This is a genomic window from Azospirillum oryzae (assembly GCF_008364795.1).
In the GTDB taxonomy this organism is placed as follows: domain Bacteria; phylum Pseudomonadota; class Alphaproteobacteria; order Azospirillales; family Azospirillaceae; genus Azospirillum; species Azospirillum oryzae.
Genome location: NZ_VTTM01000013.1, coordinates 88,497 through 114,577, shown reverse-complemented (window position 1 = coordinate 114,577; position 26,081 = coordinate 88,497). Strand labels below are relative to the sequence as shown.

The 26,081-nt window shown below is 62.5% G+C and carries 22 protein-coding genes and 1 pseudogene; 13 read left to right on the top strand and 10 right to left on the bottom strand.

What is annotated here, in order from left to right:
- Nucleotides 1-336: 336 nt before the first annotated feature.
- The 10 genes from FZ938_RS25940 (at nt 337) to FZ938_RS25895 (ending at nt 11,627) form a co-directional block, all read left to right on the top strand.
- A complete protein-coding gene (locus FZ938_RS25940; protein ID WP_149201219.1) occupies nt 337-1,251 on the top strand; it encodes an intradiol ring-cleavage dioxygenase in 915 nt (304 codons plus the stop codon).
- Between the two features lie 70 nt (nt 1,252-1,321).
- A complete protein-coding gene (locus tag FZ938_RS25935) occupies nt 1,322-2,200 on the top strand; it encodes a sugar phosphate isomerase/epimerase family protein (protein WP_149201218.1) in 879 nt (292 codons plus the stop codon).
- An 82-nt stretch (nt 2,201-2,282) separates the two neighbouring features.
- The gene (gene iolG / locus FZ938_RS25930) at nt 2,283-3,275 is read left to right on the top strand and encodes an inositol 2-dehydrogenase (RefSeq protein ID WP_149201217.1); all 993 of its coding nucleotides are present in this window, start codon (nt 2,283-2,285) and stop codon (nt 3,273-3,275) included.
- 49 nt (nt 3,276-3,324) lie between these two features.
- Nucleotides 3,325-4,419: a Gfo/Idh/MocA family protein gene (locus FZ938_RS25925; protein ID WP_211101167.1), complete on the top strand. Its 1,095-nt coding sequence runs from the start codon at nt 3,325-3,327 to the stop codon at nt 4,417-4,419.
- Between the two features lie 197 nt (nt 4,420-4,616).
- Nucleotides 4,617-5,687, top strand: coding sequence for a multiple monosaccharide ABC transporter substrate-binding protein (gene chvE, locus FZ938_RS25920; protein ID WP_149201216.1), 1,071 nt, complete (start codon nt 4,617-4,619; stop codon nt 5,685-5,687).
- Nucleotides 5,688-5,888: 201 nt separating this feature from the next.
- A complete protein-coding gene (mmsA, locus tag FZ938_RS25915; RefSeq protein WP_425529380.1) occupies nt 5,889-7,499 on the top strand; it encodes a multiple monosaccharide ABC transporter ATP-binding protein in 1,611 nt (536 codons plus the stop codon).
- 13 nt (nt 7,500-7,512) lie between these two features.
- The gene (gene mmsB, locus FZ938_RS25910) at nt 7,513-8,706 is read left to right on the top strand and encodes a multiple monosaccharide ABC transporter permease (protein ID WP_149201215.1); all 1,194 of its coding nucleotides are present in this window, start codon (nt 7,513-7,515) and stop codon (nt 8,704-8,706) included.
- 13 nt (nt 8,707-8,719) lie between these two features.
- A complete protein-coding gene (locus FZ938_RS25905) occupies nt 8,720-9,016 on the top strand; it encodes a Dabb family protein (RefSeq protein ID WP_149201214.1) in 297 nt (98 codons plus the stop codon).
- Nucleotides 9,017-9,070: 54 nt separating this feature from the next.
- Nucleotides 9,071-10,132, top strand: coding sequence for a maleylacetate reductase (locus tag FZ938_RS25900; RefSeq protein ID WP_149201213.1), 1,062 nt, complete (start codon nt 9,071-9,073; stop codon nt 10,130-10,132).
- 337 nt (nt 10,133-10,469) lie between these two features.
- On the top strand, nt 10,470-11,627 hold the full coding sequence (locus FZ938_RS25895) for a porin (RefSeq protein ID WP_149201212.1): 1,158 nt from the start codon (nt 10,470-10,472) through the stop codon (nt 11,625-11,627).
- Between the two features lie 719 nt (nt 11,628-12,346).
- Here the strand turns inward: FZ938_RS25895 and FZ938_RS25890 are convergent.
- Both FZ938_RS25890 and FZ938_RS25885 read right to left on the bottom strand, forming a co-directional pair.
- Nucleotides 12,347-12,802 (bottom strand): annotated as a pseudogene (locus FZ938_RS25890) (transposase); the annotation flags it as partial.
- 128 nt (nt 12,803-12,930) lie between these two features.
- Nucleotides 12,931-13,749: an IS6 family transposase gene (locus tag FZ938_RS25885; protein WP_149201211.1), complete on the bottom strand. Its 819-nt coding sequence runs from the start codon at nt 13,747-13,749 to the stop codon at nt 12,931-12,933.
- 129 nt (nt 13,750-13,878) lie between these two features.
- Between FZ938_RS25885 and FZ938_RS30720 the strand changes: the two genes are divergently transcribed.
- Nucleotides 13,879-14,031 (top strand): hypothetical protein, encoded by a 153-nt coding sequence (locus FZ938_RS30720; RefSeq protein WP_174757563.1) that lies wholly within the window; start codon nt 13,879-13,881, stop codon nt 14,029-14,031.
- A 203-nt stretch (nt 14,032-14,234) separates the two neighbouring features.
- On the opposite strand, the gene FZ938_RS25880 is transcribed toward FZ938_RS30720, so the two are convergent.
- Nucleotides 14,235-17,237, bottom strand: coding sequence for a Tn3 family transposase (locus tag FZ938_RS25880; RefSeq protein ID WP_098736705.1), 3,003 nt, complete (start codon nt 17,235-17,237; stop codon nt 14,235-14,237).
- The gene (locus tag FZ938_RS25875; protein WP_098736704.1) at nt 17,237-17,794 is read right to left on the bottom strand and encodes a recombinase family protein; all 558 of its coding nucleotides are present in this window, start codon (nt 17,792-17,794) and stop codon (nt 17,237-17,239) included. Before FZ938_RS25875 ends, FZ938_RS25880 begins: the two co-directional genes overlap by 1 nt.
- A gap of 407 nt (nt 17,795-18,201) precedes the next feature.
- On the opposite strand from FZ938_RS25875, the gene FZ938_RS25870 reads away from it, so the two are divergent.
- Nucleotides 18,202-18,888 (top strand): uracil-DNA glycosylase family protein, encoded by a 687-nt coding sequence (locus tag FZ938_RS25870; protein WP_109153195.1) that lies wholly within the window; start codon nt 18,202-18,204, stop codon nt 18,886-18,888.
- Between the two features lie 13 nt (nt 18,889-18,901).
- Nucleotides 18,902-19,699, top strand: coding sequence for a hypothetical protein (locus tag FZ938_RS25865; RefSeq protein ID WP_109153194.1), 798 nt, complete (start codon nt 18,902-18,904; stop codon nt 19,697-19,699).
- A 193-nt stretch (nt 19,700-19,892) separates the two neighbouring features.
- Here the strand turns inward: FZ938_RS25865 and FZ938_RS25860 are convergent, their stop codons facing one another.
- The 6 genes from FZ938_RS25860 to FZ938_RS25835 all read right to left on the bottom strand — a co-directional run bounded on the left by FZ938_RS25860 (nt 19,893) and on the right by FZ938_RS25835 (nt 26,070).
- On the bottom strand, nt 19,893-20,138 hold the full coding sequence (locus tag FZ938_RS25860; RefSeq protein ID WP_199230950.1) for a hypothetical protein: 246 nt from the start codon (nt 20,136-20,138) through the stop codon (nt 19,893-19,895).
- Nucleotides 20,139-20,157: 19 nt separating this feature from the next.
- Nucleotides 20,158-21,402, bottom strand: coding sequence for a glycosyltransferase family protein (locus FZ938_RS25855; protein WP_109153193.1), 1,245 nt, complete (start codon nt 21,400-21,402; stop codon nt 20,158-20,160).
- Between the two features lie 124 nt (nt 21,403-21,526).
- Nucleotides 21,527-21,913, bottom strand: a complete 387-nt coding sequence (locus tag FZ938_RS25850) for a hypothetical protein (RefSeq protein WP_136706029.1) — start codon at nt 21,911-21,913, stop codon at nt 21,527-21,529.
- Nucleotides 21,914-21,941: 28 nt separating this feature from the next.
- Nucleotides 21,942-22,472 carry a DUF411 domain-containing protein gene (locus FZ938_RS25845; protein WP_246458209.1) on the bottom strand — a complete coding sequence of 177 codons (531 nt, stop codon included), beginning with the start codon at nt 22,470-22,472 and terminating at the stop codon, nt 21,942-21,944.
- Nucleotides 22,473-22,553: 81 nt separating this feature from the next.
- A complete protein-coding gene (locus FZ938_RS25840; protein ID WP_158282460.1) occupies nt 22,554-22,889 on the bottom strand; it encodes a copper-binding protein in 336 nt (111 codons plus the stop codon).
- Nucleotides 22,879-26,070 (bottom strand): efflux RND transporter permease subunit, encoded by a 3,192-nt coding sequence (locus FZ938_RS25835; RefSeq protein WP_109153191.1) that lies wholly within the window; start codon nt 26,068-26,070, stop codon nt 22,879-22,881. The genes FZ938_RS25840 and FZ938_RS25835 overlap by 11 nt, the downstream gene beginning before the upstream one ends.
- Nucleotides 26,071-26,081: the final 11 nt, after the last annotated feature.

Here is a 26,081-nt window from a genome sequence, read left to right as displayed (position 1 = left end):
ATCCGACGTTGCGATGCCAAGCGATCGCCCGGGGCTGCTTCGCCACCACCGATTACGAACCGGATCGGTCGAAATCGGCTATCAACGTGCGCCAAAGCTCGGACATTCGAAAAATCTGTGTTGTTTCAATATCTTGGCATATAACCGCGGGCTCTCTTACTCGGCAAATGGCATCAAGGTTGATGGCGTTCTGGCCCTATTTTCCCATTTTCTGCAAATGTCATTCTCGCAAACAATCCTTCTATTCGATAATCGGTAAGATAAGATGGGACCAAGTTATTCAGAGGCGTTCCCGTCAGAAGGACGCACGCGAAACAACCAATGGAGAGCCTGAGGATGACGTCCAACAAGTCGGCAATTCACGAACAGGGCAACGGCTACTTTGACGAAGAAACGTCAGCTGATGTCGTTAACGCGCGGATGGGCGATGCAGCGGACCCTCGGCTCAAGCAAATTCTTGCCGTTCTGACGAAGCACCTGCACGCGGCGATCAAAGAAATCGAGCCGACCCAAGATGAATGGTTCGCCGCCATCAAGTTCCTGACAGACACCGGGCACATGTGCAACAGCTGGCGCCAGGAATTTATCCTGCTGTCTGATGTTCTCGGTGTCACCATGCTGGTAGACTCGATCAACCATCGTCGACCCAGCGGCGCGACGCCGAACACGATCCTTGGGCCGTTTTACGTGGAAGGAAGCCCCCACTACCGGAACGGAGAGAACATTTGCCTTGATGGCAAGGGCGAGCCGGCACTCGTGCGGGGGCGCGTTGTGGATGTTCAAGGCCGACCTGTGGCGGGAGCGACCGTCGAGGTGTGGCAGACCAACAATGACGGCTTCTACGACGTGCAGCAGAAGGGCATTCAGCCTGAGAACAATCTGCGTGGCACTTTCAGCTCTGAAGTGGACGGCAGCTACTGGTTTCAGACGGTAAAGCCGCGTTATTACCCCATCCCCTACGATGGCCCCGTTGGGAAGATGCTGCAGGCTGTCGACCGCCACCCGAACCGTGCCGCGCATCTCCACTTCATCGTGTCCGCGCCGGGATACGAGCGTGTGATCACCCATATCTTCACTCCCGACTGTCCCTATCTGGCTGAAGATGCCGTCTTCGGCGTTAAGCGGGACCTCGTCGCGACGTTCGACAAAGTGGACGACCAACATCTTGCGACGGAGTATGGAATGCCTTCCCCGTTCCTGCTCGTAAATTGGGACTTCGTTCTCGCGCCCTCTGCGCACGCGGCCGGCTGATACCGCAGGTCGATCACAGATCTGCAAGACTTCGCCATCACTGCCTGTGTGACTTAACCAGGATCGTTCGATGAACATCTCCGATATTGATCTTCTTGCCTCCTACTGGACGATTGCCGGGGAAACCTACCCTGGTGCGAAAAGTGAGATCAGCCCCTTTTCTCTGCGGGAGCGTGCAGAGGTTGCGTCCCGCGTGGGCTGGCGGGGAATGGGGTTCGTCCTTGATGACATGACGCATTCGATCAAGAGCTATGGCCTGCCGACGGTGAAGAGCATTTTCGCCGACAATGGGATCCGGCATGTCGAGTTGGAGTTCCTGGTGGACTGGCATCTCGACGGTGCGCGTCGGGACGCGTCCGACCGCGTGTTCAGCGAAATGCTCGACATCGGATCAGAACTGTCGATTAAGAAGATCAAGCTCGGCGGCGGTGTGTTTGAGGAGGGTGAGCCTGACCTTCCCCGGATGCGCGATGCATTCGCTGTCATCTGCGATAGGGCCGCGGAGCGGAACATCGACATCGTCGTCGAGTTTCTGCCGTTCGCGAGCATCAACAGCATCGACCGCGGGCTTGCTCTGGTCGACGGGCTGGACAACACCAACGGCGGCTTGCTTGTCGATACTTGGCATGTGGCCCGCGGCGGCATGAGCTTCGATGAGATTGCAAAAATTCCGGCCGGTCGACTGCGTGCCGTCGAACTCGACGACGCGGACGAAATGATCGTCGGCTCTCTCTTCAACGACTCCACGCACCACCGCAAACTGTGCGGTGAGGGTGCCCTGGATGTTCCCGCTTTCATTCAGGCAATCCTGGATGTCGGCTACCGCGGCTACTGGGGGGTGGAACTGATCTCGGCGGAGCTGCGCAAGCTTCCGCTCGCAGCAGCGGCCCAGCGCGCCTACGAAACGACGATGCGGCAGTTCGAGCCGGTTCGCTTTCCCGCGGCGTAAGTCCCGTTGGCATTTCGCCGGCGGATTGGATCAATTCGGCGTCGTGGATCGACGCCCACCGAACATTGGTTGGGAGATGAGCATGCTTGGTATCGCGGTTCTCGGCGCGGGTCGCATCGGCAAAATTCACGCGGGCAACGCCGCGGCCAATCCGAAGGCGAAGCTTGTCGCGATCGCCGATCCATTCGCCGACGCTGTGATCCCCCTGGCTCAGGCTCTGGGTGCGGAAGCAATGTCCGATTGCGTGGCGGCCATCGAGCGTCCCGATGTCGACGCTGTCGTGATTGGAACGCCGACGGACACCCATGTGGCGCTGATGCTGAAGGCGGTTGAACTCGGCAAGCCGGTGCTTTGCGAAAAGCCGATCGACCTGGACATGGACAAGAGCAGGGCAGCGGTGGCTGAGGTCGAGCGTCTGAACGGGCGCGTTATGCTGGCCTTCAACCGTCGCTTCGAGACCACCTTTGCCCGGATGCGTGAAGCCGTCGACGCCGGCGATGTCGGCGAGGTCCGCCAGGTCATCATCAGCAGCCGCGATCCTGGAATGCCGCCGGCTGCCTACGTAAAAAGCTCCGGCGGCATCTTCCGCGACATGACGATCCACGATCTCGACATCGCCCGTTGGTTGCTGGGCGAGGAGCCGGTCGAAGTTACGGCCGTCGGCAGCCGCCTGATCGACCCCAGCCTCGAACAGTATGGCGACTTCGACACGGTGATGGTCCAACTCAAGACCGCGACCGGTAAGCAGTGCCACATCAACAATTGCCGTGAAGCGGTCTACGGTTACGACCAGCGGATCGAGGTTTTCGGCTCCACCGGGATGCTTCTCCAGGACAATCTTCGCCCGACGACAATCCGCCGCTGGTCCCGCACTGCCACGGATGCCCGCGAGCCGCTGCTCAACTTCTTCCTGGAGCGCTACCAGCAAGCCTATAAGGCCGAACTGGATGCCTTCATTGAGGCGTTGGCTGAGAACAAGCCGCTCCCCACCAGCGTCTACGATGGTCTGAAGGCGCTCCGCCTCGCGGAATGCGCGTTGGAGTCGGCGAACACTGGCCGCACTGTGCGGGTTTGACGTCAACCCTCGTGTTGGTCCCATCGATTGGTATGGAATGTGAGAGGCGATGATGAGCTATTCCCTTGGCATCGACAAAACCCTGGGCATTGCCTGTCTGGGGATCACGCATCCGCACACCTCGGGTCGGGTCAGAGCCTTCCAGCGGATGGCGAACACCAGGTTCCTGGGAGCGTATGACGAGAGCCCCCTGCTGACCCCGTTCGTCGACGCGTTGGGGCTCGAAAGTCGGAGCAAAGCAGACATCCTTGCTGACCCGGATGTGCACGCGGTACTCATCCACCCAAAAAGCCATCTGATGGCTGACTGGGCAATTGAGGCCTTGGAAGCCGGCAAGGCGGTTCTTTGCGAGAAGCCCGCCGGACGGGGATCGAGCGACACGGCGCGGATTGTCGAGACGGTCGAGCGGACAGGCGGCTTGTTCCAGGTCGGCTATTGTTGGCGCTATGCTCCGTCGGTCGATAAGATGCAGGAGGTGCTCAAGGCTGGCCGGCTCGGCAAGGTGCTCCAGGTGCGCGCTCATGCCGGCTGCTCGCACGGCGAGGCCGGCACCGACCACATGCGTCGTCCGGGTGACATTGGCGGCGCAATGTTTGTCATCGGCTGCCATACCATCGACCGTATTCTGCTGCATTTCGGTATGCCGAACTCGGTCAACGCAAGGATCACCAAGTTCCCTGCGGTGTTCGACGCCTCCTCGCGCGAGGATGCTGCCGGCGCAATCCTCAACTATGACGACAAGATCGTCACCATCGACTTCATGGCGTGGGATCCCCTGCCCTGGACCGAGAGCTGGGATATCACCGCTTATGGTACAGAAGGCGTCATGCACTCGCGCCCGCTTCCTGCATCGTACAAGATCTACGACAGCGGAAAGAACGGGCATCAGGAAGGCTGGACTGAATGGAACGAGACCAGCTTTCCTGAGATTTGGGCAGTCCGTAAGACCGTGTACTCGCCCGAGATCGCAGAAATTGGAAACCCTGTTTACTTTGACCGAGAAGCCAGGGCGTTTGCAGAGGCCCTGCGAAGCGGTGCACCGTCCAACGTGCCGGCGACCCAGGCCCATAACATCAACATCGTGCTCGAGGCTCTCTTTGCTTCGTCACAAAAAGATGGCGCCGAAGTCAGCCTGACCAGGTGATGGTCGATTGGTCCCGCGGGAAACCGCGGGACCCTTTGAAAGACATGAGATGTAAACTCCCGCTTGCTGTTTAGACGAAACCTTCATTCGTCAAACCCTGCCGGATTTACCAAAGTAGCGTGCAAGTACAGGCTGAGATCAACTCCTGACCTGCTCTGACATCCGCCAAGCAACAGAAAATTACGGAGGAAATCACTATGGGTGCCCTATCCAAGATCCTGACCGCCTGCGTCCTCGCTGGTTCGATGGTGGCCTCCAGCGGCGTCATGGCCGCAGGCAAGGGCTTGATTGGCGTTTCACTGCCGAACAAGACCGAGGCGCGCTGGGTGTCCGACGGCAGCAATCTTGCCCAGAGCCTGAAGGACAAGGGCTACGACGTCGATCTCCAGTATGCACAGTACGAGGTGCAGACCCAGCTCTCCCAAGTCGAAAATATGCTTGTTAAGGGCGTGAAGGTTCTTGTCGTCGCACCGATTGACGGCACGACAATGACTGATACGCTCCAGCTTGCGAAGTCCATGAACATCCCCGTAATTTCCTACGACCGGCTGATTCGCAACAGCCCGAACGTCGATTATTATGCGACTTTCGACAACCGGCAGACCGGCGTGCTGCAGGGCAAGGACATCGTCGAGAAACTCGGCTTGGCGCAGGGCAAAGGGCCGTTCACCCTGGAGATTTTCAGCGGCTCGCTTGACGACAACAATGCTCATGTCGTCTACGACGGCGTCATGTCCCAGCTGAAGCCCTACATCGATAGTGGGAAGCTGGTCGTGCGCAGTGGTCAGGTGACGCTGGAACAGACGTCGACCCTGAACTGGGACGGCGCCGTTGCCCAGTCCCGCATGGACAACATTCTGAGCTCCTTTTACGCTAATACTCATCTCGATGCCGTGTTGGCAATGAACGATGCGATCGCAACGGGTGTGACGTCCTCGCTGCGCGGGATCGGCTACGGCAGCGGTGGATCAGCGATGCCGGTGATCACCGGACAGGACGCCGAACTGCCCAACGTCAAGGCGATCATTCAAGGCAATCAGACCTCAACCGTGTTCAAGGACACCAGAGCTCTGGCCTTTGCCGCCGCAGATATGGTGGACGCTGTGCTGGCCGGTGCGCCGGTCAAGGTGAACGACAACACCTCTTACAACAATGGTATCAAGGTTATCCCGACTCAGTTGCTCACCCCGGTGCTTGTCGACAAGTCGAACTGGAAGAACGAGCTTTTCTTGAAGGCGAAGTACTACAGCGAAGATCAACTCAAGTAATGCCCTCTTCATGCCTTGGCTGTTTGTCTTGTGAGCTGTTTACCTTGTAAAGTGACTGTCCTAGGTTGATAGGACTGGCGAGCGGATCCAAAGATAATAACCTTTGAGTTATCGCCGCCATTGAGTGAGGCCCTAAGACGACGGACGGTGCCCACAGTTGGGCACCGTCAACGTTGGAACGTCGATAAGGCGAGGAACCCGATGAAACAAGCCGCTATGAAACAGGTCCCTAGCACCAGACTGGATGCCGAGGATTGCGCAATGACGATGCACTCAAGCGTTATCCTCGACATGCAGGGGATCGAGAAGAGCTTCGGTCCGGTCAAGGCCCTTAGAAATGTCAATCTCCATGTCCGCAAAGGCGAAATTCACGCCATCTGCGGCGAGAACGGCGCCGGTAAGTCGACGCTGATGAACATTTTGAGCGGCGTTTACCCCCATGGCTCCTATGGCGGCCGGATCCTGTTTGGCGGTGAAGAACGGCGTTTCCGAAACCTGCGTGACAGCGAGCACGCTGGAATCTGCATCATCCATCAGGAACTCGCCTTGGCGCCGATGCTGTCGATCACCGAGAATCTGTTTCTCGGCAACGAGAAGTCGAAAGGGGGCTTGATAGATTGGACGGCGGCACATGATGCGGCGCGTGTGCTGCTGGATCGTGTGGGGCTTTCCGAGCCGCCGGAGACGCTGGTTGGTGACCTCGGCGTTGGAAAGCAGCAACTGATCGAGATCGCGAAAGCTCTCGCGAAGGACGTCAAGCTGATGATCCTCGATGAGCCAACCGCGAGCCTGAACGAACGAGACAGCGACACCCTGCTCAATTTGATGCTCGAGTTGAAGGCCAAGGGGGTGACGTCGATCATCATCTCGCACAAGCTGAACGAGATCTCACGGGTTGCGGACGCCATCACCGTCATTCGCGACGGCAGCACCGTTGATGTGATGCGCTACGCAGTCGACGAAGTGTCCGAAGCTCGGATCGTTAAGGCGATGGTCAATCGCGAGCTTGCCGATCGGTACCCTCGGCGCGAACCGAAGCTTGGCGAGACCATGTTCGAGATTCGTAATTGGCGTGTCATCGATCCGTCGCATCACGACCGTGAGGCCATCCGGTCCGTTAATTTGAAGGTTCGTCGCGGCGAAGTCGTCGGCATCTCAGGTTTGATGGGAGCTGGCCGTACCGAGCTGGCGTTGAGCGTCTTCGGCCGACTTTTCGGTCGGCACATCGGCGGCACAGTCCATCTCAATGGCCGGGAAATCGATACCTCCACGGTTGCGAAATCCATCGGCCATGGCTTGGCCTATGTGACTGAGGACCGCAAGGGAGCCGGGTTGGTCCTTGGCGATAGCATCGCCCGGAACATCGCACTCGCCAATCTGAAGGCGGTGTCCAGCTTTGGATTCATGATCGACGATCACTCGGTGCTCGATGTGGCCAGGGACTTCCGCGAGAAGCTGAGAATCCGAAGCCACGACGTCCTACAGAAGGTCGCGAACCTGTCTGGTGGAAACCAGCAAAAGGTTGTGTTGAGCAAGTGGCTTTTCACCGATCCCGAGGTCCTGATCCTCGATGAGCCGACCCGGGGAATTGATGTCGGCGCCAAGTACGAAATCTACAGCATCGTCAATGATGCCGTCGCCGCCGGCAAATGCGTCTTGATGATCTCTTCGGAACTGCCGGAGCTGCTGGGTACCTGCGACCGCATCTACGTGATGAACGAAGGGCGCTTTGTCGGTGAGTTTACAGCGGCGGAGGCCACCCAGGAGCGGATCATGGGGGCCATCATGACAAACCAGGCACTAGTGAATTAGGGAGGTTGGAACCATGAGTGAAACGGCGACGACGCATCCGGGCTGGCGCGACACCGCCCTGCTGCCGGTCAAACGGGTGATGAAGGAGTATGGGCTGCTCGTTGCCCTCGTGGTCATTGTCGCGTTTTTCCAGATCGCGACCAATGGCTCACTTCTGCAGCCGCTCAACGTCACCAATCTTCTGCTCCAGAACAGCTATATCGTCATCATGGCCTTGGGCATGTTGATGGTAATCGTCAGCGGCCACATCGACCTTTCCGTCGGCTCAATCGTCGGCGTGGTCGGGGCTCTGGCCGGCGTGCTCATCGTGCAGATGCATCTGGACATCTTCAGCGCGGTCCTTCTCTGCCTGGCTTGCGGCGCGCTCATTGGTGCCATGCAGGGATATTGTGTCGCCTACTGGAAGATGCCGTCCTTCATCGTGACCTTGGCAGGAATGCTCGTGTTCCGCGGCGCCACGATCGCCGTCTCGGGTGGACAATCGATCGGCCCGTTCCCCGCGTCGTTCAGTTGGATCAGTTCCGGATTCATGGCTGATCCGTTGCAGGTTGGCTCACTGCGTGTGACCTCTCTGCTGGCCGGTGTTCTGGTTGCGGCGGCTTTCTTCCTGATCGAGTACCGGACCCGGCGCCGCGTGCTGTCGAGGAATGGGGATGCGCCGTCAACAGCTGTCTTTCTCCTGAAGAATGGCGCATTTGCCGGTCTGATCGTCTACTTCTGCTACATCCTTGCCAATTACCGCGGCATTCCGACCGTCCTGATCACCATGAGCGTTCTGATCGTCGTCTATACGATCATCATGAACAAATCGGTGTTTGGCCGCCGTATTTACGCCGTTGGCGGTAATCTTAAGGCCGCCAGACTGTCTGGCGTGAACACTCAAAGAATTGTGTTCTTGGCCTTCGTCAATATGGGCGTGCTTGCTGCCATCGCCGGGATGATCTTCGCCGCACGGCTGAACAGTGCAACGCCCCGCTCGGGGTTCGGCTTCGAACTTGATGTCATCGCCGCCGTGTTCATTGGTGGTGCCTCGGCTTCCGGCGGTGTTGGCACGGTCCTCGGCGTCATCGCCGGTGCCTTCATCATGGGTGTGCTCAACAACGGCATGTCGATCATGGGCATTGGCGTCGACTACCAACAGATGATCAAGGGGCTCGTTCTGCTCGCGGCGGTCTTCGTCGATATGTACCAGAAAAACAAGGACTAATAGGAGCTCGAGAATGATAAAGCACATTGTCATGTGGAAAGTGCGGGGAGACACTCCTCAGGAGAAGGCTGAGTCCGCCGATTTTGTGAAGAGCCGTTTTGAAGGGCTTATCGGCCGTATCCCTGGCCTGAATAAACTGGAGGTTGGGCTGGATACCAGCGGCGTTGACTACGCCTGTGACGTCGTCCTTTATACTGAGTTCGAGAGCCAAGAAGCTCTTGATGCCTATGCGACCCATGCTGAGCACCTCCGTGTGAAGCAGGAACTTGGAGATCGGCGCATCGCTCGGTACCAGGTCGACTACACTTGAATGTTTGGTTCAGCCGTTCCGGCCAACCATTCCGGGAAGTACAAAGGATCCCCTATGTTCGATTTCACGTATATCGCTCAGCCCTCCCGTGTGATCTTCGCGGTAGGCAGCCTCAACTCGATCAGACAAGAAGTTGAGATGCTCGGCTGCAAGCGTGCTATCGTCCTATGTACGCCGCCACAACGCCAGCAGGCGGAAAGCGTGGCGGCCCTTTTGGGCGAGGCTAGCGCGGGCGTTTACGACGGCGCAGAGATGCACGTGCCCATCGAGGTCGCTCGCAAAGCGCGGGAGCATGCCAAGGCTGTCGGCGCCGACTGCGCCGTAGCCGTCGGCGGAGGGTCAACGATCGGCCTGGGTAAAGCAATCGCACTGGAATCGTCCATCCCGATCCTTGCGGTACCGACGACCTATGCCGGCTCGGAGATGACCCCGGTCTACGGCATTACGGAAGCAGGTGTGAAGAGGACTGGCAAGGACCTGCGTGTCCTGCCCAAGACAGTGATTTATGATCCGCGCCTGACCGCCAGCTTGCCAGTCGGCATGTCGGTCGTCAGCGGCATGAATGCGATCGCACATGCGGCTGAAGGGCTCTATGCGAGGGATGGAAATCCCGTCATGTCGTTGATGGCAGTGGAAGGGATCCGGGCTCTTGCGGGGGGTCTTCTAGGCTTGACCAACGATGGTGCCGATGTGGATTCCCGCGCCCAATGCCTCTACGGCGCTTGGCTGTGCGGCACTGTCCTTGGCCATGTCGGAATGGCCCTGCACCACAAGCTTTGCCATACTCTTGGAGGAAGCTTCAACTTGCCCCATGCGGAAACACACACGATTGTGCTGCCGCATGCGCTCGCTTACAACGCGCCGGCGGCTCCCGAAGCGATGGAGAAGATCGGCGCCGCTATCCACGTGACCGACGCGCCGCTCGGCATTCAACGTTTGGCGCAGCGTCTCGGAGCACCGACGTCGTTGAAGGACATCGGTTTGAAGGAGTCGGACCTCGACCATGCGTGCGATATCGCCCTTTCGAACCCCTATTGGAATCCTCGGCCGATCGAGCGGCAGCCTATTCGAGCCCTGCTGCAGAGGGCATGGGAGGGGGCTGCGCCACAAGCTTGAATGAAGCAAGGAATCTCGCTTGAATCTGTTCGAGCGAGATTTCTTCCAAGTGATGTTCAGGCAGAGCCTGAGCTCTTCAGAATAAATTTTATACTGTTTATGGTTCAAAATTGGTCTTCCTTTATCACTGCCGAAGTATGATTATTACCGAACGCTAATTACGGCTTTTATTTAAACTGACTCATGTATAGTTCGCTGCCATGATCATAATGCTCAAAGCGCGCTACTGGATATTGTTTCCTCTTCAGACACTGTAGTTGCGCTGGTAACCAATGCTGGCGGCCATTTTTGCGATGGCCAGCTGGCAAAAAAGAACCCTTTTGCTGAGGAAATCCTGATGGTGAGATCCGCTCTGCTGCTCGGTGCAGCCACCCTTTCGCTCGCCTCCGTCATGGCGGCCGGCTCGGCCTCCGCCCAGTCGAAGTTCGACATCGTCGTCGGCGGCGATGCCTATTTCGAAGCCGGCTATGTCGACCAGGACCGTGACGCCGGCCTGCGCTCCACCGAGTTCCGCAACCGCCTGCGCCTGCTGGTGACGCCCAAGGCCAAGGCCGACAACGGGCTGGAATACGGCGCCCGCATCCGCCTGCTGGCGGAGAACGGCACCAACAACGCCCGCACCGTCACCAACGACCGCGCCTTCATCTTCGTCAACGGCAGCTTCGGCACCGTCCATCTCGGCGTCGAGAACGGCCCCAGCGACGACAGCGGCATCATCGCCCCGTCCGACTGGGGCACCGGCGGCGTCGACGGCTCCTTCCCCTCCTGGCTCGGCAACAGCGCCGCCAATGCGCCGGTCACCATCGGCAACATCCGCGCGCTGATCTCCGGCAACAGCGCCACCCGCGCCACCTACTGGACGCCGGAAATCGCCGGCTTCAAGCTCGGCGCGTCGTACCAGCCGGCGTCGGACAGCAGCAACACCGACATCAACCGCTCCAAGCTGGCGCTGGCGTCGGCCAACCGCACCGGCGCCTATCGCGATGTCTATGAAGTCGGCGGCACCTACACCAACAACTTCGGCGGCGTGGCGATCAACGGCAGCCTGTTCTACCTGGGCGGTGAGGCCAAGAACCCCACCACCACCCCGGCGGCGAGCTTCGACGACCTGTCCTCCACCCATGCGGGCCTGACGCTGGCCTATGCCGGGTTCAAGATCGGCGGCAGCTATGCCTGGTCGGGCGACAGCGGCTATGCCAAGGCCGGCACCGCCGGCATCGTCAGCCGCGAGAAGCAGGATGTGTGGACGGCCGGCGCGCAGTACACCTTCGGTCCCACCACCGTCGGCGTCGGCTACCTGAACGCCAAGGACGCCGGCGACCTGACGGTGCGCGGCCGCAGCAAGTTCGAGTTGATCACCGTCGGCGCCAAGTATGTCGTCGCTCCGGGCTTCAGCGTCGCTCCGGAATACAACCACTTCAAGCTCAGCTCCGACGTCGCCGCCAACAGCGACAAGGGCGACATCTTCATCATCCGCACGGATCTGGCCTTCTAAGAGGTTGGCTTCTGGGAGTTTGCCTTTTGGGAGCCTCGTGCTCTGAAAGAAGGCCAACTGACGTCCTGGCCTTTTTCTTCTCCTTCGGCTTCGCGCCGCCGCGCTCCTCTCCATCCCACCGCGGCGGGGCGGGAAGACGTGCTCTCTGTTGAGCACGTCGATTTCGACCAAGCTTGGTCGGGATTGCCTATGGGTCGGAGTGGCCTTATGCCCTCCGGCCCCATTTTTTGAACGAATCACCTTCTGGGGGTCACTACACGAAAGTGATCTTCGACTTTGCGCATTTTGGGACGCTCGTCCTGTCCTGCGCGGGCGTCGCAATACGGCCGGCGAAAGGTTGTTGGCTGGTCAACGTCCGACGACACTACAGGTGCCCCATGGCACAGCTCGCCGTCCCCCTTCCTCCGACTTTCGTCGCTTGGCTGTGGCCCTATCTGGATGCCTTCTCGGGGCGCACCCGCTCCACGTTGGCGGCGCTCGCGGTCGGTGCGGTGCTGGCGGTTGGTCCCCGCACCGTCGCCAACCTGCTGCGCACCCTCGGTCTGGCCGGCGAACCCAGCTTCGCCGCATTTCACCGCGTGCTCTACCGCAACCGCTGGTCGGGGCTGAAGCTCGCACGCACCCTGCTGAACGCCTTGGTCAGCGCAATCGTGTCAAACGACATCCCGAACTGGTCCTTCCGCGTTTTCGGTGCAACCGCGTGGCTGGAGCGCTGCCGTTCAAGCCGCCTCCAGGACCCGGTGACGCAGCAGATCGAACTTGGCGCGGCCGCACATGGTTCGCTTGATGGTCTTCAATCGGCTGATTTGCCCCTCTACCGGCCCGGTGCTCCACGGAAGCGACAGCGCCGTGCGGATCGCCGCGAGATCACGCGCGAGCCCATCGGCAAACCCAGCCAAGGCGGTTTCCTTCGCCGCGGCTAACCATTCATCCAACCGGCCCGCCTGCTGACGGCGCACCATGGTGCTGAACGCACGGGCCAACTCGATGACCCTGGTGAGTCCCTCGGAACGGATGAGCAGGGCATCGACGAACCGTTGCTCGGCAGCGTCGATCGTCTCCAGGTCGGCCACCACCAGCCACGCCGCCCGGCGTTTCGAGGGCAACTTCCATGGTCTCATCGTGCCGGCCGCCCCGGTTGGGGGCGGGTTTGCGTCCCGAAGGCGCCCGACCCAGCGATCGTGCCCCAGGACGTGGTGTCTGAGAGGGCCTGTGTGCTCTTCGGCGCGCTGAAGGGTTGCGTCAGATCTCGCGCCACAACGTGAATGAGGGCATGGCGCCGCCCAGAATTCGTGGACTTGGGTTACGCGACAGCGATCATGTCGCGGAGGGCGGCGACGCGCTGGACATGGATTGCCCGTCGGCGCGCCGCGGGGATGTGCTGCTTGCGCCGGGTCGCCGGGCGCAGGAAGCTGCGCACCTCATCGTGAGCCCGGCAGAAGCGGGCGGCGCTGATCGGGGACTTGAAGCCGCGCATCGGCCGCGTGCGGCCTTTGACCCCACGGTGATCTTGCTCCAGATGATTATTCTTGAATTTTGATGTGCGGTGTTCGACGTCGTCTCCGAACACCTCGTCGAGGGCCGGCGGGTAGCCGGAATGCTTGTCGGTGGTGATCGTCTCGGGAATGATCCCAGTCACCTCGATCGCCGAGCGGAAGAACGCTTCGGCAGCGACTTGGTTGTGGGTGGCGCTGAGATAGACGTCGACCAGGTTGCCGTCGCTGTCGATGGCTCGGTACAGGTACTGCCACTGACCGGCGACTTTGAGATACGTCTCGTCCACGTACCAGCTCCGCCCAACCTTTCCTCGACGGCGCTGGCGCAGGGCGTCCGCCAGCAGCGGCGCCAACTTGGCCTCCCAGTCGCGCACCGCCTCATGGGAAAAGACCAAGCCGCGCAAGAGCAGGATTTCGGCGAGATCGCGCAAGCTCAGCTTGAACCGAAGCCGCCACAGCACGATCAGGAAGACGACGTCGGAAGACAACTGCAGCCGGTTCAGCACCGAGCCGGTGCGCTCGTTGAAGCCGCGCCCACATTCGTGGTAGCGGAAGCGACGGTAGCCGTGGGCCGTCCGATCCGAACGGCCCGTCGTTGCGGTCGAAGAGCAGTGTGGACAGCGCATCGGTCACCTCCAAAGGAGAGGTGATCCTCTACGTCAGCCCTACGCCGGACAAGATGGCGCAAAGGCTGACAGAACCTGTCGTTCAGCCTGGCCCATCCCGCCCGCACGACGGCTCCGCTGCTGCGGTCCTTGCGCGACAGCCTTCCGCCCGAAGTCGATCTCTGGGCGGGCGGGGCCGGCATGGGCCGGGTGCCGCCGTTGCCCGGGGTGCGCGTCCTCCATGATCTCGATTCGATCGTCACCGCGCTGGCCGAGAAGCGGAGCAGGCGGCGTTCCTCGTGACGGCGACCGGCTGACGTCGTCATGCCGAGTTGTCCCCCGCCTTCTTCGGCTCCGGCAATCCGTTCAACGGCAACTTGGCGATGCACCTTCGTACCGGCACCAGAAGATGCTGAGAGTGTCGGCATGGATGTTGGGGGCCGAGTAGCAGCGGAACAGAAAACCTAGGTAAGGCCGCGGCGGATGCTGGCTGACGGCGTTACCATTCAGGCGTCCTCATAGGCCAAGGCCACCGGACTGCGCAGTGGCCGCAGTTCACCCCGAGCCACTGGCTCGGGCAGGGTGAAGGCGTAACGGCCAAGCATGTTGATGTGCTCATGGGCGAGCGGCGACAGGCGGGCCACGTCCTCGTTGCGAACGTCGAAACCTTCCATTCGCAGTTGGTCAAGCGCGGCGTCCATGTAAATCGTGTTCCACAGGATGATGGCGTTGACGACCAGACCAAGGGCGCCGAGCTGGTCCTCCTGACCTTCCCGGTAGCGCTGACGCAGTTCGCCCCGCTTGCCATGGAAGACGACGCGGGCGAGTTGGTGGCGGCCCTCACCTCGGTTGAGCTGGGTGAGGATGCGGCGGCGATAGGCTTCGTCGTCGATGTAGGCCAGCAGATAGAGCGTCTTGATGATTCGGCCCAGTTCCTCCAGCGCCCGTGCCAGCCGGGTTGGCCGGTCGTTCGTCTGGAGCGTCCGCATCAGCCCGCCGGCCTGCACGAGGCCCAGCTTGAGCGAGCCGGCCAGGCGCAACAGATCGTCCCAATGCTCGGCGATGAGGCCCGTCCTCACCTTGTGCGCGGCCAGCTTGTCGAGGGGGCCGTAGTCGGCCGCCGGATCAGTCCGCCAGAATCGGGCGCCGCCGACATCGGCGATCCGCGGGCTGAACTGGTAGCCGAGCAGCCAAAAGATGCCGAAGATCACGTCCGTGTAGGCGCCGGTGTCGGTCATGATCTCGGTCGGCTCCAGATCGGTCTCCTGTTCCAACACGACGCTCAGCAGCACCAGGCTGTCGCGCAGAGTGCCGGGCACGGTAATGGCGTTCAGGCCGGTGAACTGGTCGGACACGAGGTTATAGTAGGTGACGCCGCGTTCGGAGCCGAAGTACTTCGGGTTGGGGCCGGCGTGGATGGTGCGCACCGGTACCACGAAGCGCAGCCCGTCGGCGGAGGCGACATCGCCGCCGCCCCACCGCCGCGCCAAGTCGATGCCGTTCTGGGCGGCGACAAGGCGGGCATTGGCCAGGGTCAGGGTTTCTGCCCGCAGATAATTCTGCCGAACCCAGCTCAGGCGCGACCGCCGGAGCGCCGGCAGGTCCGGGCGCACCAGCGGTTCCAGGCCGGTGTTGCATGCCTCGGCCAGCAGCATGGCACACAGCGTCGTCGGCAGATCCTGCGCCCGCGCCTCGGCTTCGCTGGCATGGGTGAAGGCGCCAGCGAAGCCGGTCCGGGCATCGATTTCCAGCAGCAATTCCGGTAGATCGACACGCGGCAGGCGCGCTGTCACGGCCTCCCGCAGAGCAACGAGGCTGGCCGGCTCGTCGAGGCGGTCGAGGCCGGTCAGCACCAGGTCCTCGTCGGTGCCATTCCGTTCGAGGCGGATGCCGGCATTTTGAGGAAGGTTGTCGGTCACCGTTCGGAACGCCTGATCGAGCCGCTCGGTCAGTTGATCGATCTCTTCACCCGCATTCTGCGACTTTCCCAGCGTGCGGCAGACGGTTGGCCGCGCGGCCTCCCAAGCGGCGCCGTCGAGCAGGCCGATGCGGGGGTCGGCAAAGCGCAGACTTGGCGTCGCAAACACGTCGCGGCGACGGAGCGCGCCGCGCAGCCGATCGACCAGACACAGGGTCCAGGCGCGCCGGTCAAGGACGCCGTTCCGGATCACCCGGCGTTCCCAAGACTTCGGCACGAACTCCGTGGGCCACGGCGCACCGCGTGCATTGCCCTCCCCAACCGTCCGGAGGTGGTGCAGAGCCTTCAGCACAGGCCGGCCAGTCGGCATGGCGCCCAAGCCGACCACACGCACGAAGTGCGGTAGGAAACGCCGGATGCGGCGGTGCTGCGCCATAAGTTCGTCGAGATAGGGATCGTCCGGCGGCTTGGTCAGGCTGTCCACTTGAGCCACGGCGGCTTCCAGGGCGGCTTGCGGCACAGCCCCGAAAACGGCGGTTCGCAGATCACTGTCGCCAACATCACCGTCGAGCACCAAAGCACAGACCCTGCTCAGGATGCGGGCGGCAGCGTCAAGGTCGCCCAGGCTGCGCAACCGCGCCTCCCGGCCCTTACGGACGGCATCGACGAACATCCGGGTGACGAGCAGGTCGAACAGGTCGAGCACATCGTCCTGCGCGCTCGCCTCAAGCGTCCGAATGAACGCCAGCAGGGTGGCGGCGCGGCGCTCGTCCGGCAACCGGGCGACCGCCTGGGCCTTGGCGACGCCGGCGAACCGCGCCAAAGACATGATGCGGACTTTCGGCAGATGGCTGGTGAGCGGTAGACCAGCCACGAGGTGCCGTACCTCGTCGAGGCGCTCAATCGCGCGCACCAATTCGTTGGTGCTTTGCAGGGTCGGCCCCGAGCGGAGCCGGTCCATCGGGCTCTGTCGCCCACCCTCCGGCACCACCAGCAGAGCGTCAAGCCGCGCCTTCTGCTCGGGCGTGATCCGGGCCGCCAGCAGGCGCCACAGGCGGCTGTTGGCACGAGACCGCACCCGCGCGACGGTCCGTTCGAGCACGCTCGCCCCCGGCAGCAGCACTTTGTGCGTTACCAGCCAGGCCGTCGCTTGGTCGAACAGGGCCGTCGGCCGGTCTGTCCCCGTCCAGCACAGCGCGTAGAGCCATCGCTGGAGGCGCCATTGCGCGGCGGAGTCCGAAAAATCCCGGTAGCCATAGCGTTTGCGGATTTCAACCGGGTGACGCCAACGCCATTGGCTGGCCCGGTACGCATCGAGCGCTCCGTTGACTGGCACGCCAAGTTGGTCGCCAAGGAAGCCGATGACACCCGGCGGTACCTTGCCTGGATCTTCAAGGAACGTTCCGAGAAACCGCACCGTGCCGAGCTGAACGGCGCAACCAAGCCGCATGTGGGTGCCGCGGTGCGCCAATATGAACACGCGATCTGCGTCATCAAGGTGGAAGAACCGGGCCAACTGCTCGGCAGACACTTCGGCCGGAAACTGGCCGTACCGCCCTTCTTGTTCCGGGGTGAGAAAGCTGACCGGCATCAGGGTCGGTCGGCACCAGCGAGCACCCGATAGACGGACGCGCGCCCGATCCCGAGTCGCTGGGCGATGGCGGTTGGTCCCAGCTTCTCTTCGGTCCGCAAGCGCCAGACCTCCGCCGGGTCGATCGATGGCTTGCGGCCCTTGTAGACTCCCTTGGCCTTGGCGCGCGAGATGCCCTCCATCTGGCGCTCCCGGCGCAGGTTGGTTTCGAACTCGGCGAACACGCCGAGCATGTCGAGAAATGCCTTGCCGGCCGAGGTTGTGGTGTCGATGGGCTGTTCGGTCGCCTTCAGGGCGACCCCCTTGGCGCGCAGCTCATGCACGATGTCCTGGAGATCCTTGATCGAGCGTGCCAGGCGATCGACGCGGGTGACCACCAGCGTGTCACCGGGGCGTAGGAACTGGAGGAGCAAGGCGAGCTCCGACCGGCCGGTACGGGTCGTGCCACTCGCCTTCTCAGAGCGGATGACTTCGCAGCCGGCTTGGCGAAGCGCCTCCTCCTGGATCGCCACGTCCTGATCCAGCGTGGAGGCGCGGGCGTAGCCGTAGATCGCCATGAATCGTCTCGTTTGCTTCTAAACCAGCAAACGGTAACGTCTCACTCAGGCGAAATCCATCCAAATGAGACGCTGAGAATTGTCTCACGACGCCGTATCGTATGGGTATACCCTAAAATTACATTGAGAAGGCGATGACGCTCGCTTGCTGTACGGGTCATCTGGACACTCGGCCGTCATGATATTCATGATAACACCGTAATCATATTCTTGTTGACCGCTGAATATGATATGAATTATATCATTACGGCATGGCGGTGGTAGCGCCTGGCGCGCAGCTGATAGTCGCGCAAGAAACGTCAGCAAAGAGGACTGCCTTCACCTTGGGCGGTGACCTTTTCCCGAACGCAGGGTGAAGCGTGACAGCCCGGAAAGACGGCACCCACTCACATTCGAGGCCCCCCATCATGTTCTCATTGGATCGCTCACTCCTGCCTGCAGCCAATCAATTTCTCGCCGATCTTGATACGCAATGGCGAGCCGCGACCGGCCTCAACAACAGGGCCGATTACTCGATCAACTATTCTCCCATTTGCCCTTGCCCTCTGATGGTCCTCGGCCTCAATCCGGGCGGCTCCGCCGACAATTTTAAATTGGTCGACGTCGCCGCGGGCGGCAGCGAGTACATCGAGGGCTATGGGCCGACATCGCAGAACATCGGTCGCCTGCTTCAGCTAACGCTGGGTGTTTCATCGCCCGAGGGAATTCGGACCGTGCAGGGCAGCAATGTGATCTGGCGCCGGTCCCCCAACATGCAAAGCCTGGGCATCCGTGTTCCTGTAGCCGCCAAGGAAACCGCTCCGCATCTGGCTCGGCTGATCAGCTATATTGGCCCTCGCGCCATCTTGTTTGGCGGCAAGGCCGCCTACGATGCTTTCCTTGGTGCCCACAAGGCTCGTGTCGTGACACAAGGCGAAACCATCCTGGGGCCGAATGGCAGCAGCCAAGCCGTTTACTTCGGCCACAGCGCCTTGTCGCTGCCGTACCTATCAGGCAACGTCGAGGCATTCATCGTCCTTCATCCCTCCAAGGGCCTTCGAGACCCCGCCGTCAACCGGTTGAAGTTCCACTTTGCTCGCCTATTTACCGCCTGAGGAGACAGCCGTAATGATCCGCCGCGAAGACTATGTTCGCGAGTTGCAGCAAGGAATTCTCCTGATCGCTGACCACCTCGCCCGACTGAAAGGGGAGGATGCCGCCGTTGCTTTCGCGGGCTTCCCGGCCGAAGGGGATTATGCAGACGATCAGCCGGAAAAGGTCGACCTGACCCAGTTTGGGAACGGTATGCCCTTGTTGCTCATGTACGACTTCGCCATGGGGTTGTGCGCCCTGGAGCCCAGTGGGGACTTTGAGGAATCGGCTTTGGCGTCTTTCATCGATTTGGTTCCACGGACCAATGCTTACGGCGAGCCCGCGGCCTGGCCCGAGGACCCACTGACGACCCAAGTGCTGGACATGTTCCGGGCTCGGCAAAAGCTATCGGACCCGAACCAGCGATCAACCGCCGTGTTTTCCGTCCGAGAACTGGCGCTACTGGCCGATATGAGAGAGGGCGCCGTTCGAAATGCCCTGAGTGCCAAAGAACTGGCATCCCACCGTGAAGACGGCAAGGTGGTGGTCAATTGGGCCGAAGCTGCGACTTGGCTACTAAAAAAGCGGGGTTTCAGACCAACGCCTGACACCACTTCCCATTATATAGAGTTCGAAACGGCTTCATCGCTCACACAGCTGCTGGCGGCTCTGGCGGCGTTCCCTGGTGCTGAAGGCAACGTGCCTACGGAGTGGCTGTCCGGACGGTGGTCTGGAAATTTGAGTGAGGTGCAGGCAGTAGCGCACGCCCTCCGCATCGACCCGGAAAAGCTGGCCATCCATATGAGCCGCCTTTGGGTGCGCGAGCAACAGTGATCGGGGATATCAGGCGGCAGTGTAGTGGCAGAGCAAGCAAGGATCTTCGCCTAGGGCAAACTCCGACCGTGCCTCAGGCAAAAGCTCCAGATGCCAATAATACCCCTTACCTAGGTTTTCTGTTCCGCTGCTACTCGCATCCCTTGAACGGCATTGGTCGGTGGCGGTGGTGGACATGAACGAGACGCGGTATCTACGCCAATCCGCAAGCCGCCGCCATTCCCGCATCCCTGCACCACGCTGCCTGGTGCAGGTATTCGGGCAGGTGGGTCACGGGGGCCGTGATGAGCCGGTTCAGATCGTGGACCGCCTTATCGGTCGGTTGGCGCAGGCTGACGATGACTTGACGCAGTCCACGCCGCTCCAGCCCCAGGATCTCCTGCGCGATGAAGGTTTCCGACAGGCGCGGCCAGCCTTTGACGATGACCGCAACGGACATGGGACGAACGCCGCGACGGTCATGCCCACTCCCCGGCGGCCATCCTGCGTTCGGACGCGACGTTGGCCAGCTGTTCGGCCACCGGCTGCACCGGCAGGTGCCGGCCGGCGAGGCGGTTGACGCTCTCCAGCCCGTCGAGCAGGCCCGGCACGGTGACGGAGGACGGGGCGGGCTGCCAGGGCAGCCGGCGCAGCGCCGTCGCCATGGCCCTGGCGTCGCGCACGCCGTCGTCCATCAGCACGGAGACGAGCCCCATCTCCTCCGCGCGGGCCGCGCGGATGGTCTGCTCGCGCCGCGGTGTCTCGCGTGGAACGATCAGCGCCTTCTTGTCGAAGGACAGGATCTCGCAGAAGGTGTTGTAGCCGCCCATGGCGACCACCCCCACCGCCCCCTGCATCAGCCGCTCGATCCGCGTCTCGAAGGCGGTGGTCTCGACCTTCGGTAGGACCTCGGCGCGGGCCAGGAACTCCGCCTGCAAATCCGGCTGCATGAAGGGACCAAAGACCAGCAGGGCGCGGTAGGGGATGCCCGGGTCGCTCTCGTAGGCGCGCAGCACCCAGTCCACCAGCGCCTCCCCGTCGCCGCCGCCGCCGGCGGTGACCAGGATGTAAGGCTCCTCCGGCAGGCCCGGCCCGTGCGGCACGGCGGCAGGCACGGTGCGGTGCAGGTAGCCGGTGTAGACCATCTTGTTGCGCACCGACTGGGGCACGTCGATTCCCTCCAGCGGGTCGCAGACCTGCGGCAGGCCGTAGACCCAGATCTCGTCGTAAAGGCTTTCCAGCGCCGGGAGGACCTTTTTGCGCTCCCACTCCGGGGCGAGCAGGGCCGGTTCGTCCATCACGTCGCGCAGGCCCAGCACCTGCGGCACACCGCGCTGCTTTAGGTCGTGCAGCGTCTCGCGCACCTCGCCGCGCAGGCCGAGCGGTTCCTTGTCCACGATGAACAGGTCGGGCTGGTAGACCTCCGCCGTGTGGCGGATTAGCGAGGCCCGCATGGCGAGGAGCTCAGCGATGTCCAGGTGCAGGTTCAGCGCGGTGTATTCCCCGTTGCGCAGTTTGATCACGCCGGGAATGCGCACGAAGTCCACCCGCGCGCGGAAGTCGAAGCTGCCGACGATGGGCGAGCCGGACAGGATCAGCACGGACAGGTTGCTGTACCGTTCGACCAGCGCGTGGGCGATGGCGCGGCAGCGGCGCAGGTGGCCGAGCCCGAACGTGTCGTGGCTGTAGATGAGCACGCGGCCGGAGGTCGGACGTCCTCTCATGAGCTTCCCTCCCCGTGTTTCTGGTCGCCGGTGTTCAGCGCCGGGTTGTGGGTTATGCCAAATTGGCAAACCTGTCTTTCCAACCTGACGGGATGGTGGGCAGGGCGACGCTGGATAACGGCTTTCATCGCCCGCACGCTGGTTCCGATGGCTTGCTCCCTCCTCCATTTTGCCGTTTGGACAGCCGGTTTGCGTAGGTGCGGAGATCGGCAGCGGTGAACGGCGCGCCACTCAGCTTGTGCACGCCAGCCCTCGCAAGCTCAGTGGCGATGGCCTGCCATCCGATGCGTCGTCGGCGCGCCTTAGTGATCTCGTCCAACACGGGGGCCAGCAGGAGCCCGCTCGTCACGCCGGCCGGACGGAGGCCTGCGGTTGCGCGCGGCAACCGGGCCACAGCGTAGCGAAACCGCTGGGCGACCACGATGAGGTCCATGCCGGTCCCGGTCAGCGCCCGCCCCCGGCCCGCCCGGTGGGGTCCCGGCGCGGTGTCGTGAGCATTGCGCTCGATCACGCGCTCCTCCTCTGCCCCGTGTCCACCGTTAATGGCTCGCATAGAGACCACCGCCGGTCCTCCCGAACGTGACGACACCGTACGGGTGGCCGGGATGGTCCATGCCCGGCGCGCTCGCGGGCATGCCTGGCACCGACAGCCCTTTCAGCTGAGGTTTTTCCGTCAGCAACCGGTTCACGTCCGAAGCGGGCACGTGTCCTTCCAGGACATAGCCGTCCATCATGGCGGTGTGGCAGGACCGCAACGCCTCGGGAACCACCTGCCCGGTCCTGATCCGGTGCATGTCCTCCACGTCGCGGACAACGATGGAGAACCCCGCCGCCCGCATGTGCTCGATCCATTTGCCACAGCAGTCGCAGGTCGGCGACTTCCAGACCGTGAGATCCGCGGCTGCGGCCGGTGTGCTCTCGAAGAGCGCGGAGCCGGCGATCAAGTGGACGCCCACCAGCCCGACACCGAGCAAAAGCCCCCAGCGCGCTCCCCGGAGCCGTTGCATCACCGAACCGTGCGCATAGGGCGACCGGACGGTCGCCTTCCTTTGGCGCTTTCTCATCGTCATGACGGTCCTCCTGCTCCATGGCGCCCTCGCGCGGGCGGTGCGTCTGGACGCCGCGCCCGCGCGAGGGCGAAGGGGGTGCGCCTATTTCACCGGCGTGAGCGTCTCGATGCGGTACATCCCAGCAGCGTCCTTTCCGACGGTGAAGGCGACCGGGTCGCCCGGCTTCACGGGCTTGAGGTCCACACCCGGGGCGACCATGAAGTCCATGGTCATCGCCGGCCAGCTGAGCGCCGCAATGGTGCCGTGGCTGAGGTTGACTAGGCGCTTCGCCGGATCAACGGCGTTGACAGTCCCGGTCGTGCCCGCCGCCGGCTGGGCGACCGGCGTGGCATGACCAGGGTGGTCCATTTGCGCCCACGCGGCGGGGGCGATGCTGATGGTGGTGAGGAGAGCGGCGACGGTAAGCTTACGAAGCAATGGCGGTTTCCTTTGTGGGATGGGTGGAGGTGCGGTCAATGGGTGACAACGGCGGCGCTTCGGGAGCGGGGCGCTCCACGTCGCGCGCCTTGACCAGGGCATAAATGGCTGGGATGACCAGCAGGGTGAGCACGGTGGAGGAGATCATGCCCCCGATCATCGGCACGGCGATGCGCTGCATCACCTCCGAGCCGGTGCCGGTGCTCCACATGATCGGCAGCAGGCCGGCCATGATGGCCACCACGGTCATCATTTTCGGGCGGACGCGCTCGACGGCGCCTTCCATGATGGCCTCGTAGAGGTCGGCCGCCGTCATGGCCCGGCCTTCGGCGGCCCGGCGGCGCTTCATGTCCGCCAGCGCGTGGTCGAGGTAGATGAGCATCACCACGCCCGTCTCGGCGGCGACGCCGGCCAGAGCGATGAAGCCGACCGCCACGGCCACCGAGAGGTTGAAGCCGAGCAGGGACATGTACCAGACGCCGCCGACCAGCGCGAAGGGCAGCGACAGCATGACGATCAGCGTCTCGGTGATGCGTCGGAAGTTCAGGTACATCAGCAGGAAGATGATGGCGATCGTCACCGGGATGACGATCTTCAGCTTCGCCGCCGCACGCTCCATGTACTCAAACTGGCCGCTCCAGGTGACGTAGTAACCAGCCGGCATCTGCACCTGCTCGGCCACCGCCTTGCGGGCGTCGGCGACGTAGCCGCCGATGTCGCGGTCGCGGATGTCGACGTAGATATAGGCCGACAGCAATGCGTTCTCCGTTCGCACGGTGGCCGGCCCCTTGGTCAGCCGGACCGAAGCGAGCTGGCCCAGCGGAATGGCGCCACCGGCCTCGGGGTGCAGCAGGATTCGGCTGGCGATGGCGTCGGGGTTGCTGCGCAGCTCCCGCGGGTAGCGGACGTTGACCGAGAAGCGCTCCCGACCTTCCACTGTGGTCGTCACCATCTCACCGCCCAACGCCGTCAAGATGGTGTCCTGCAGGTCGCCGACGGTCAGGCCATAGCGGGACAACTGCTCGCGGTTGGGGTCGATCTCCAGGTAGTAGCCACCGACGATGCGTTCGGCGTAGGCGCTGGTGGTGCCGGAAACCTGCTTGACCACCGCCTCGATCTCGCGGGCCAGCCGTTCCATCTCCTCCAGGTCTTTGCCGAATACCTTGATGCCGATCGGCGTGCGGATGCCGGTCGAGAGCATGTCGATGCGCGCGCGCAACGGCATCGTCCAGGCGTTGGAGATGCCGGGCATCTGCACGGCCTTGTCCATCTCCGCCACCAGGGCGTCGTAGGTCATGCCCGGCCGCCAGTCCGACTTTGGCTTCAGGTTGATGACCGTCTCGAACATCTCGGTGGGCGCCGGGTCGGTGGCCGTGGCGGCGCGGCCGGCCTTGCCGTAGACCGACTCCACCTCGGGGAAGCTCTTGAGAATGCGGTCCTGTGTCTGCACCAGTTCGGCCGCCTTGGTGATCGACAGGCCAGGCAGAGTGCTCGGCATGTAGAGGATGGTGCCCTCGTTGATCGCCGGCATGAACTCGCTGCCGAGGCGGGAAGCGGGGATCACCGACCAACCGAGCAGGCCGATGGCTATCAGGATCGTCGGGATCTTGGCCCGCAGCACCAGCTTGATCAGCGGCCGGTAGAGCCAGATCAGCAGGCGGTTCACCGGGTTCTTCCGTTCCGGGATGATGCGGCCGCGCACGAACAGCATCATCAGCACCGGCACCAGCGTGATCGACAGGAACGCCGCCCCCGCCATGGCAAAGGTCTTGGTGAAGGCCAGCGGCTTGAACAGCCGGCCTTCCTGCGCTTCCAGAGTGAAGACTGGCAGGAAGGAAACGGTGATGACCAGCAGGCTGAAGAACAACGCCGGCCCGACCTCCACCGCCGCATCGATCAGCACCTGCACGCGCGAGGCCCCTGGGGGGGCGTGCTCCAGCCGCTTGTGGGCGTTTTCGATCATCACGATGGAGGCGTCGACCATGGCGCCGACGGCGATGGCGATGCCGCCCAGGCTCATGATGTTCGAGGTCATCCCCATGGCGTCCATCACCATGACGGCGATCAGCACACCGACCGGCAGCGTGACGATGGCGACCAGCGCGCTGCGGACATGCAGCAGGAAGACGATGCAGACGAGCGCGACGATCACGCTCTCCTCGATCAGCGTTCCCTTGAGATTCTCCACCGCGCGCAGGATGAGCTCGGAGCGATCGTAGACGCTTTCGATGCTGACGCCCTCCGGCAGGCCGGCCTTCAGCTCGGTCAGTTTGTTCTTGACGTTCTGGATCACGCTCAGAGCGTTCTGGCCATAGCGCTGGAGCGCCACGCCACTGACCACCTCGCCTTCCCCGTTCAGTTCTGTGAGGCCGCGGCGCTCGTCCGGGCCAATCTCGACCCGCGCCACGTCGCGCAGGAGGATCGGCGTGCCGCGATCGACCTTGAGGACGATCTCCTCGATGTCCTTGGCGCCGCGCAGGTAGCCGCGCCCGCGCACCACGTACTCAGTTTCCGCCATCTCGACGACGCGGCCACCGACGTCCTGGTTCGATGTGCGGATGGCCTGCGCGATCTTGGCCAGCGGCACCCCGTAGGCCTGAAGCTTCTGGGGGTCGACGACCACCTGGTACTGCTGAACGAAGCCGCCGACACTCGCCACCTCGGACACGCCTTCCGCCTTGGTCAGCTGGTAACGCAGATACCAGTCCTGCAGCGTACGCAACTCGGCCAGCGTGCGGTCCTTGGCGAGCACGACGTATTGGTAGACCCAGCCCACGCCGGTCGCGTCCGGCCCCAGCGTCGGGGTGACGCCGTTGGGCAGCCGTTTCGCGGCGAAGTTCAGGTACTCCAGGACGCGCGAACGCGCCCAGTAGATGTCGGTGCCGTCCTCGAAGATGATGTAGACGAAGGACGCGCCGAAGAACGAGAAGCCGCGGACCACTTTGGACTTTGGCACGCTGAGCATGGCGGTGGTCAGCGGGTAGGTGACCTGGTCCTCGACCACCTGCGGCGCTTGGCCGGGATAGTCGGTGTAGAGGATGACCTGCACATCGGACAGGTCTGGCAGCGCGTCGAGCGGGATGCGCGACACCGAATAGGCGCCGGCGGCGATGAGGAACAGCGTGCCAATCAGGGTCAACGCGACGTTGCGCGCGGACCAACGGATGATGGCGGCGATCATGGCAATGCCCT

Coding starts and splice junctions, on each gene's coding strand:
- FZ938_RS25845 (WP_246458209.1), bottom strand. CDS start 22,472: ATGACGATGAGAAAGCGCCAAAGGAAGGCGACCGTCCGGTCGCCCTAT.
- chvE (WP_149201216.1), top strand. CDS start 4,617: ATGGGTGCCCTATCCAAGATCCTGACCGCCTGCGTCCTCGCTGGTTCG.
- mmsA (WP_425529380.1), top strand. CDS start 5,889: ATGAAACAAGCCGCTATGAAACAGGTCCCTAGCACCAGACTGGATGCC.
- FZ938_RS25865 (WP_109153194.1), top strand. CDS start 18,902: ATGATCCGCCGCGAAGACTATGTTCGCGAGTTGCAGCAAGGAATTCTC.
- FZ938_RS25870 (WP_109153195.1), top strand. CDS start 18,202: ATGTTCTCATTGGATCGCTCACTCCTGCCTGCAGCCAATCAATTTCTC.
- FZ938_RS25860 (WP_199230950.1), bottom strand. CDS start 20,138: ATGTCCGTTGCGGTCATCGTCAAAGGCTGGCCGCGCCTGTCGGAAACC.
- iolG (WP_149201217.1), top strand. CDS start 2,283: ATGCTTGGTATCGCGGTTCTCGGCGCGGGTCGCATCGGCAAAATTCAC.
- FZ938_RS25935 (WP_149201218.1), top strand. CDS start 1,322: ATGAACATCTCCGATATTGATCTTCTTGCCTCCTACTGGACGATTGCC.
- FZ938_RS25885 (WP_149201211.1), bottom strand. CDS start 13,749: ATGCGCTGTCCACACTGCTCTTCGACCGCAACGACGGGCCGTTCGGAT.
- FZ938_RS25905 (WP_149201214.1), top strand. CDS start 8,720: ATGATAAAGCACATTGTCATGTGGAAAGTGCGGGGAGACACTCCTCAG.
- FZ938_RS25940 (WP_149201219.1), top strand. CDS start 337: ATGACGTCCAACAAGTCGGCAATTCACGAACAGGGCAACGGCTACTTT.
- FZ938_RS25835 (WP_109153191.1), bottom strand. CDS start 26,070: ATGATCGCCGCCATCATCCGTTGGTCCGCGCGCAACGTCGCGTTGACC.
- FZ938_RS25895 (WP_149201212.1), top strand. CDS start 10,470: ATGGTGAGATCCGCTCTGCTGCTCGGTGCAGCCACCCTTTCGCTCGCC.
- FZ938_RS25925 (WP_211101167.1), top strand. CDS start 3,325: ATGATGAGCTATTCCCTTGGCATCGACAAAACCCTGGGCATTGCCTGT.
- FZ938_RS25875 (WP_098736704.1), bottom strand. CDS start 17,794: ATGGCGATCTACGGCTACGCCCGCGCCTCCACGCTGGATCAGGACGTG.
- FZ938_RS25855 (WP_109153193.1), bottom strand. CDS start 21,402: ATGAGAGGACGTCCGACCTCCGGCCGCGTGCTCATCTACAGCCACGAC.
- FZ938_RS25900 (WP_149201213.1), top strand. CDS start 9,071: ATGTTCGATTTCACGTATATCGCTCAGCCCTCCCGTGTGATCTTCGCG.
- FZ938_RS25880 (WP_098736705.1), bottom strand. CDS start 17,237: ATGCCGGTCAGCTTTCTCACCCCGGAACAAGAAGGGCGGTACGGCCAG.
- mmsB (WP_149201215.1), top strand. CDS start 7,513: ATGAGTGAAACGGCGACGACGCATCCGGGCTGGCGCGACACCGCCCTG.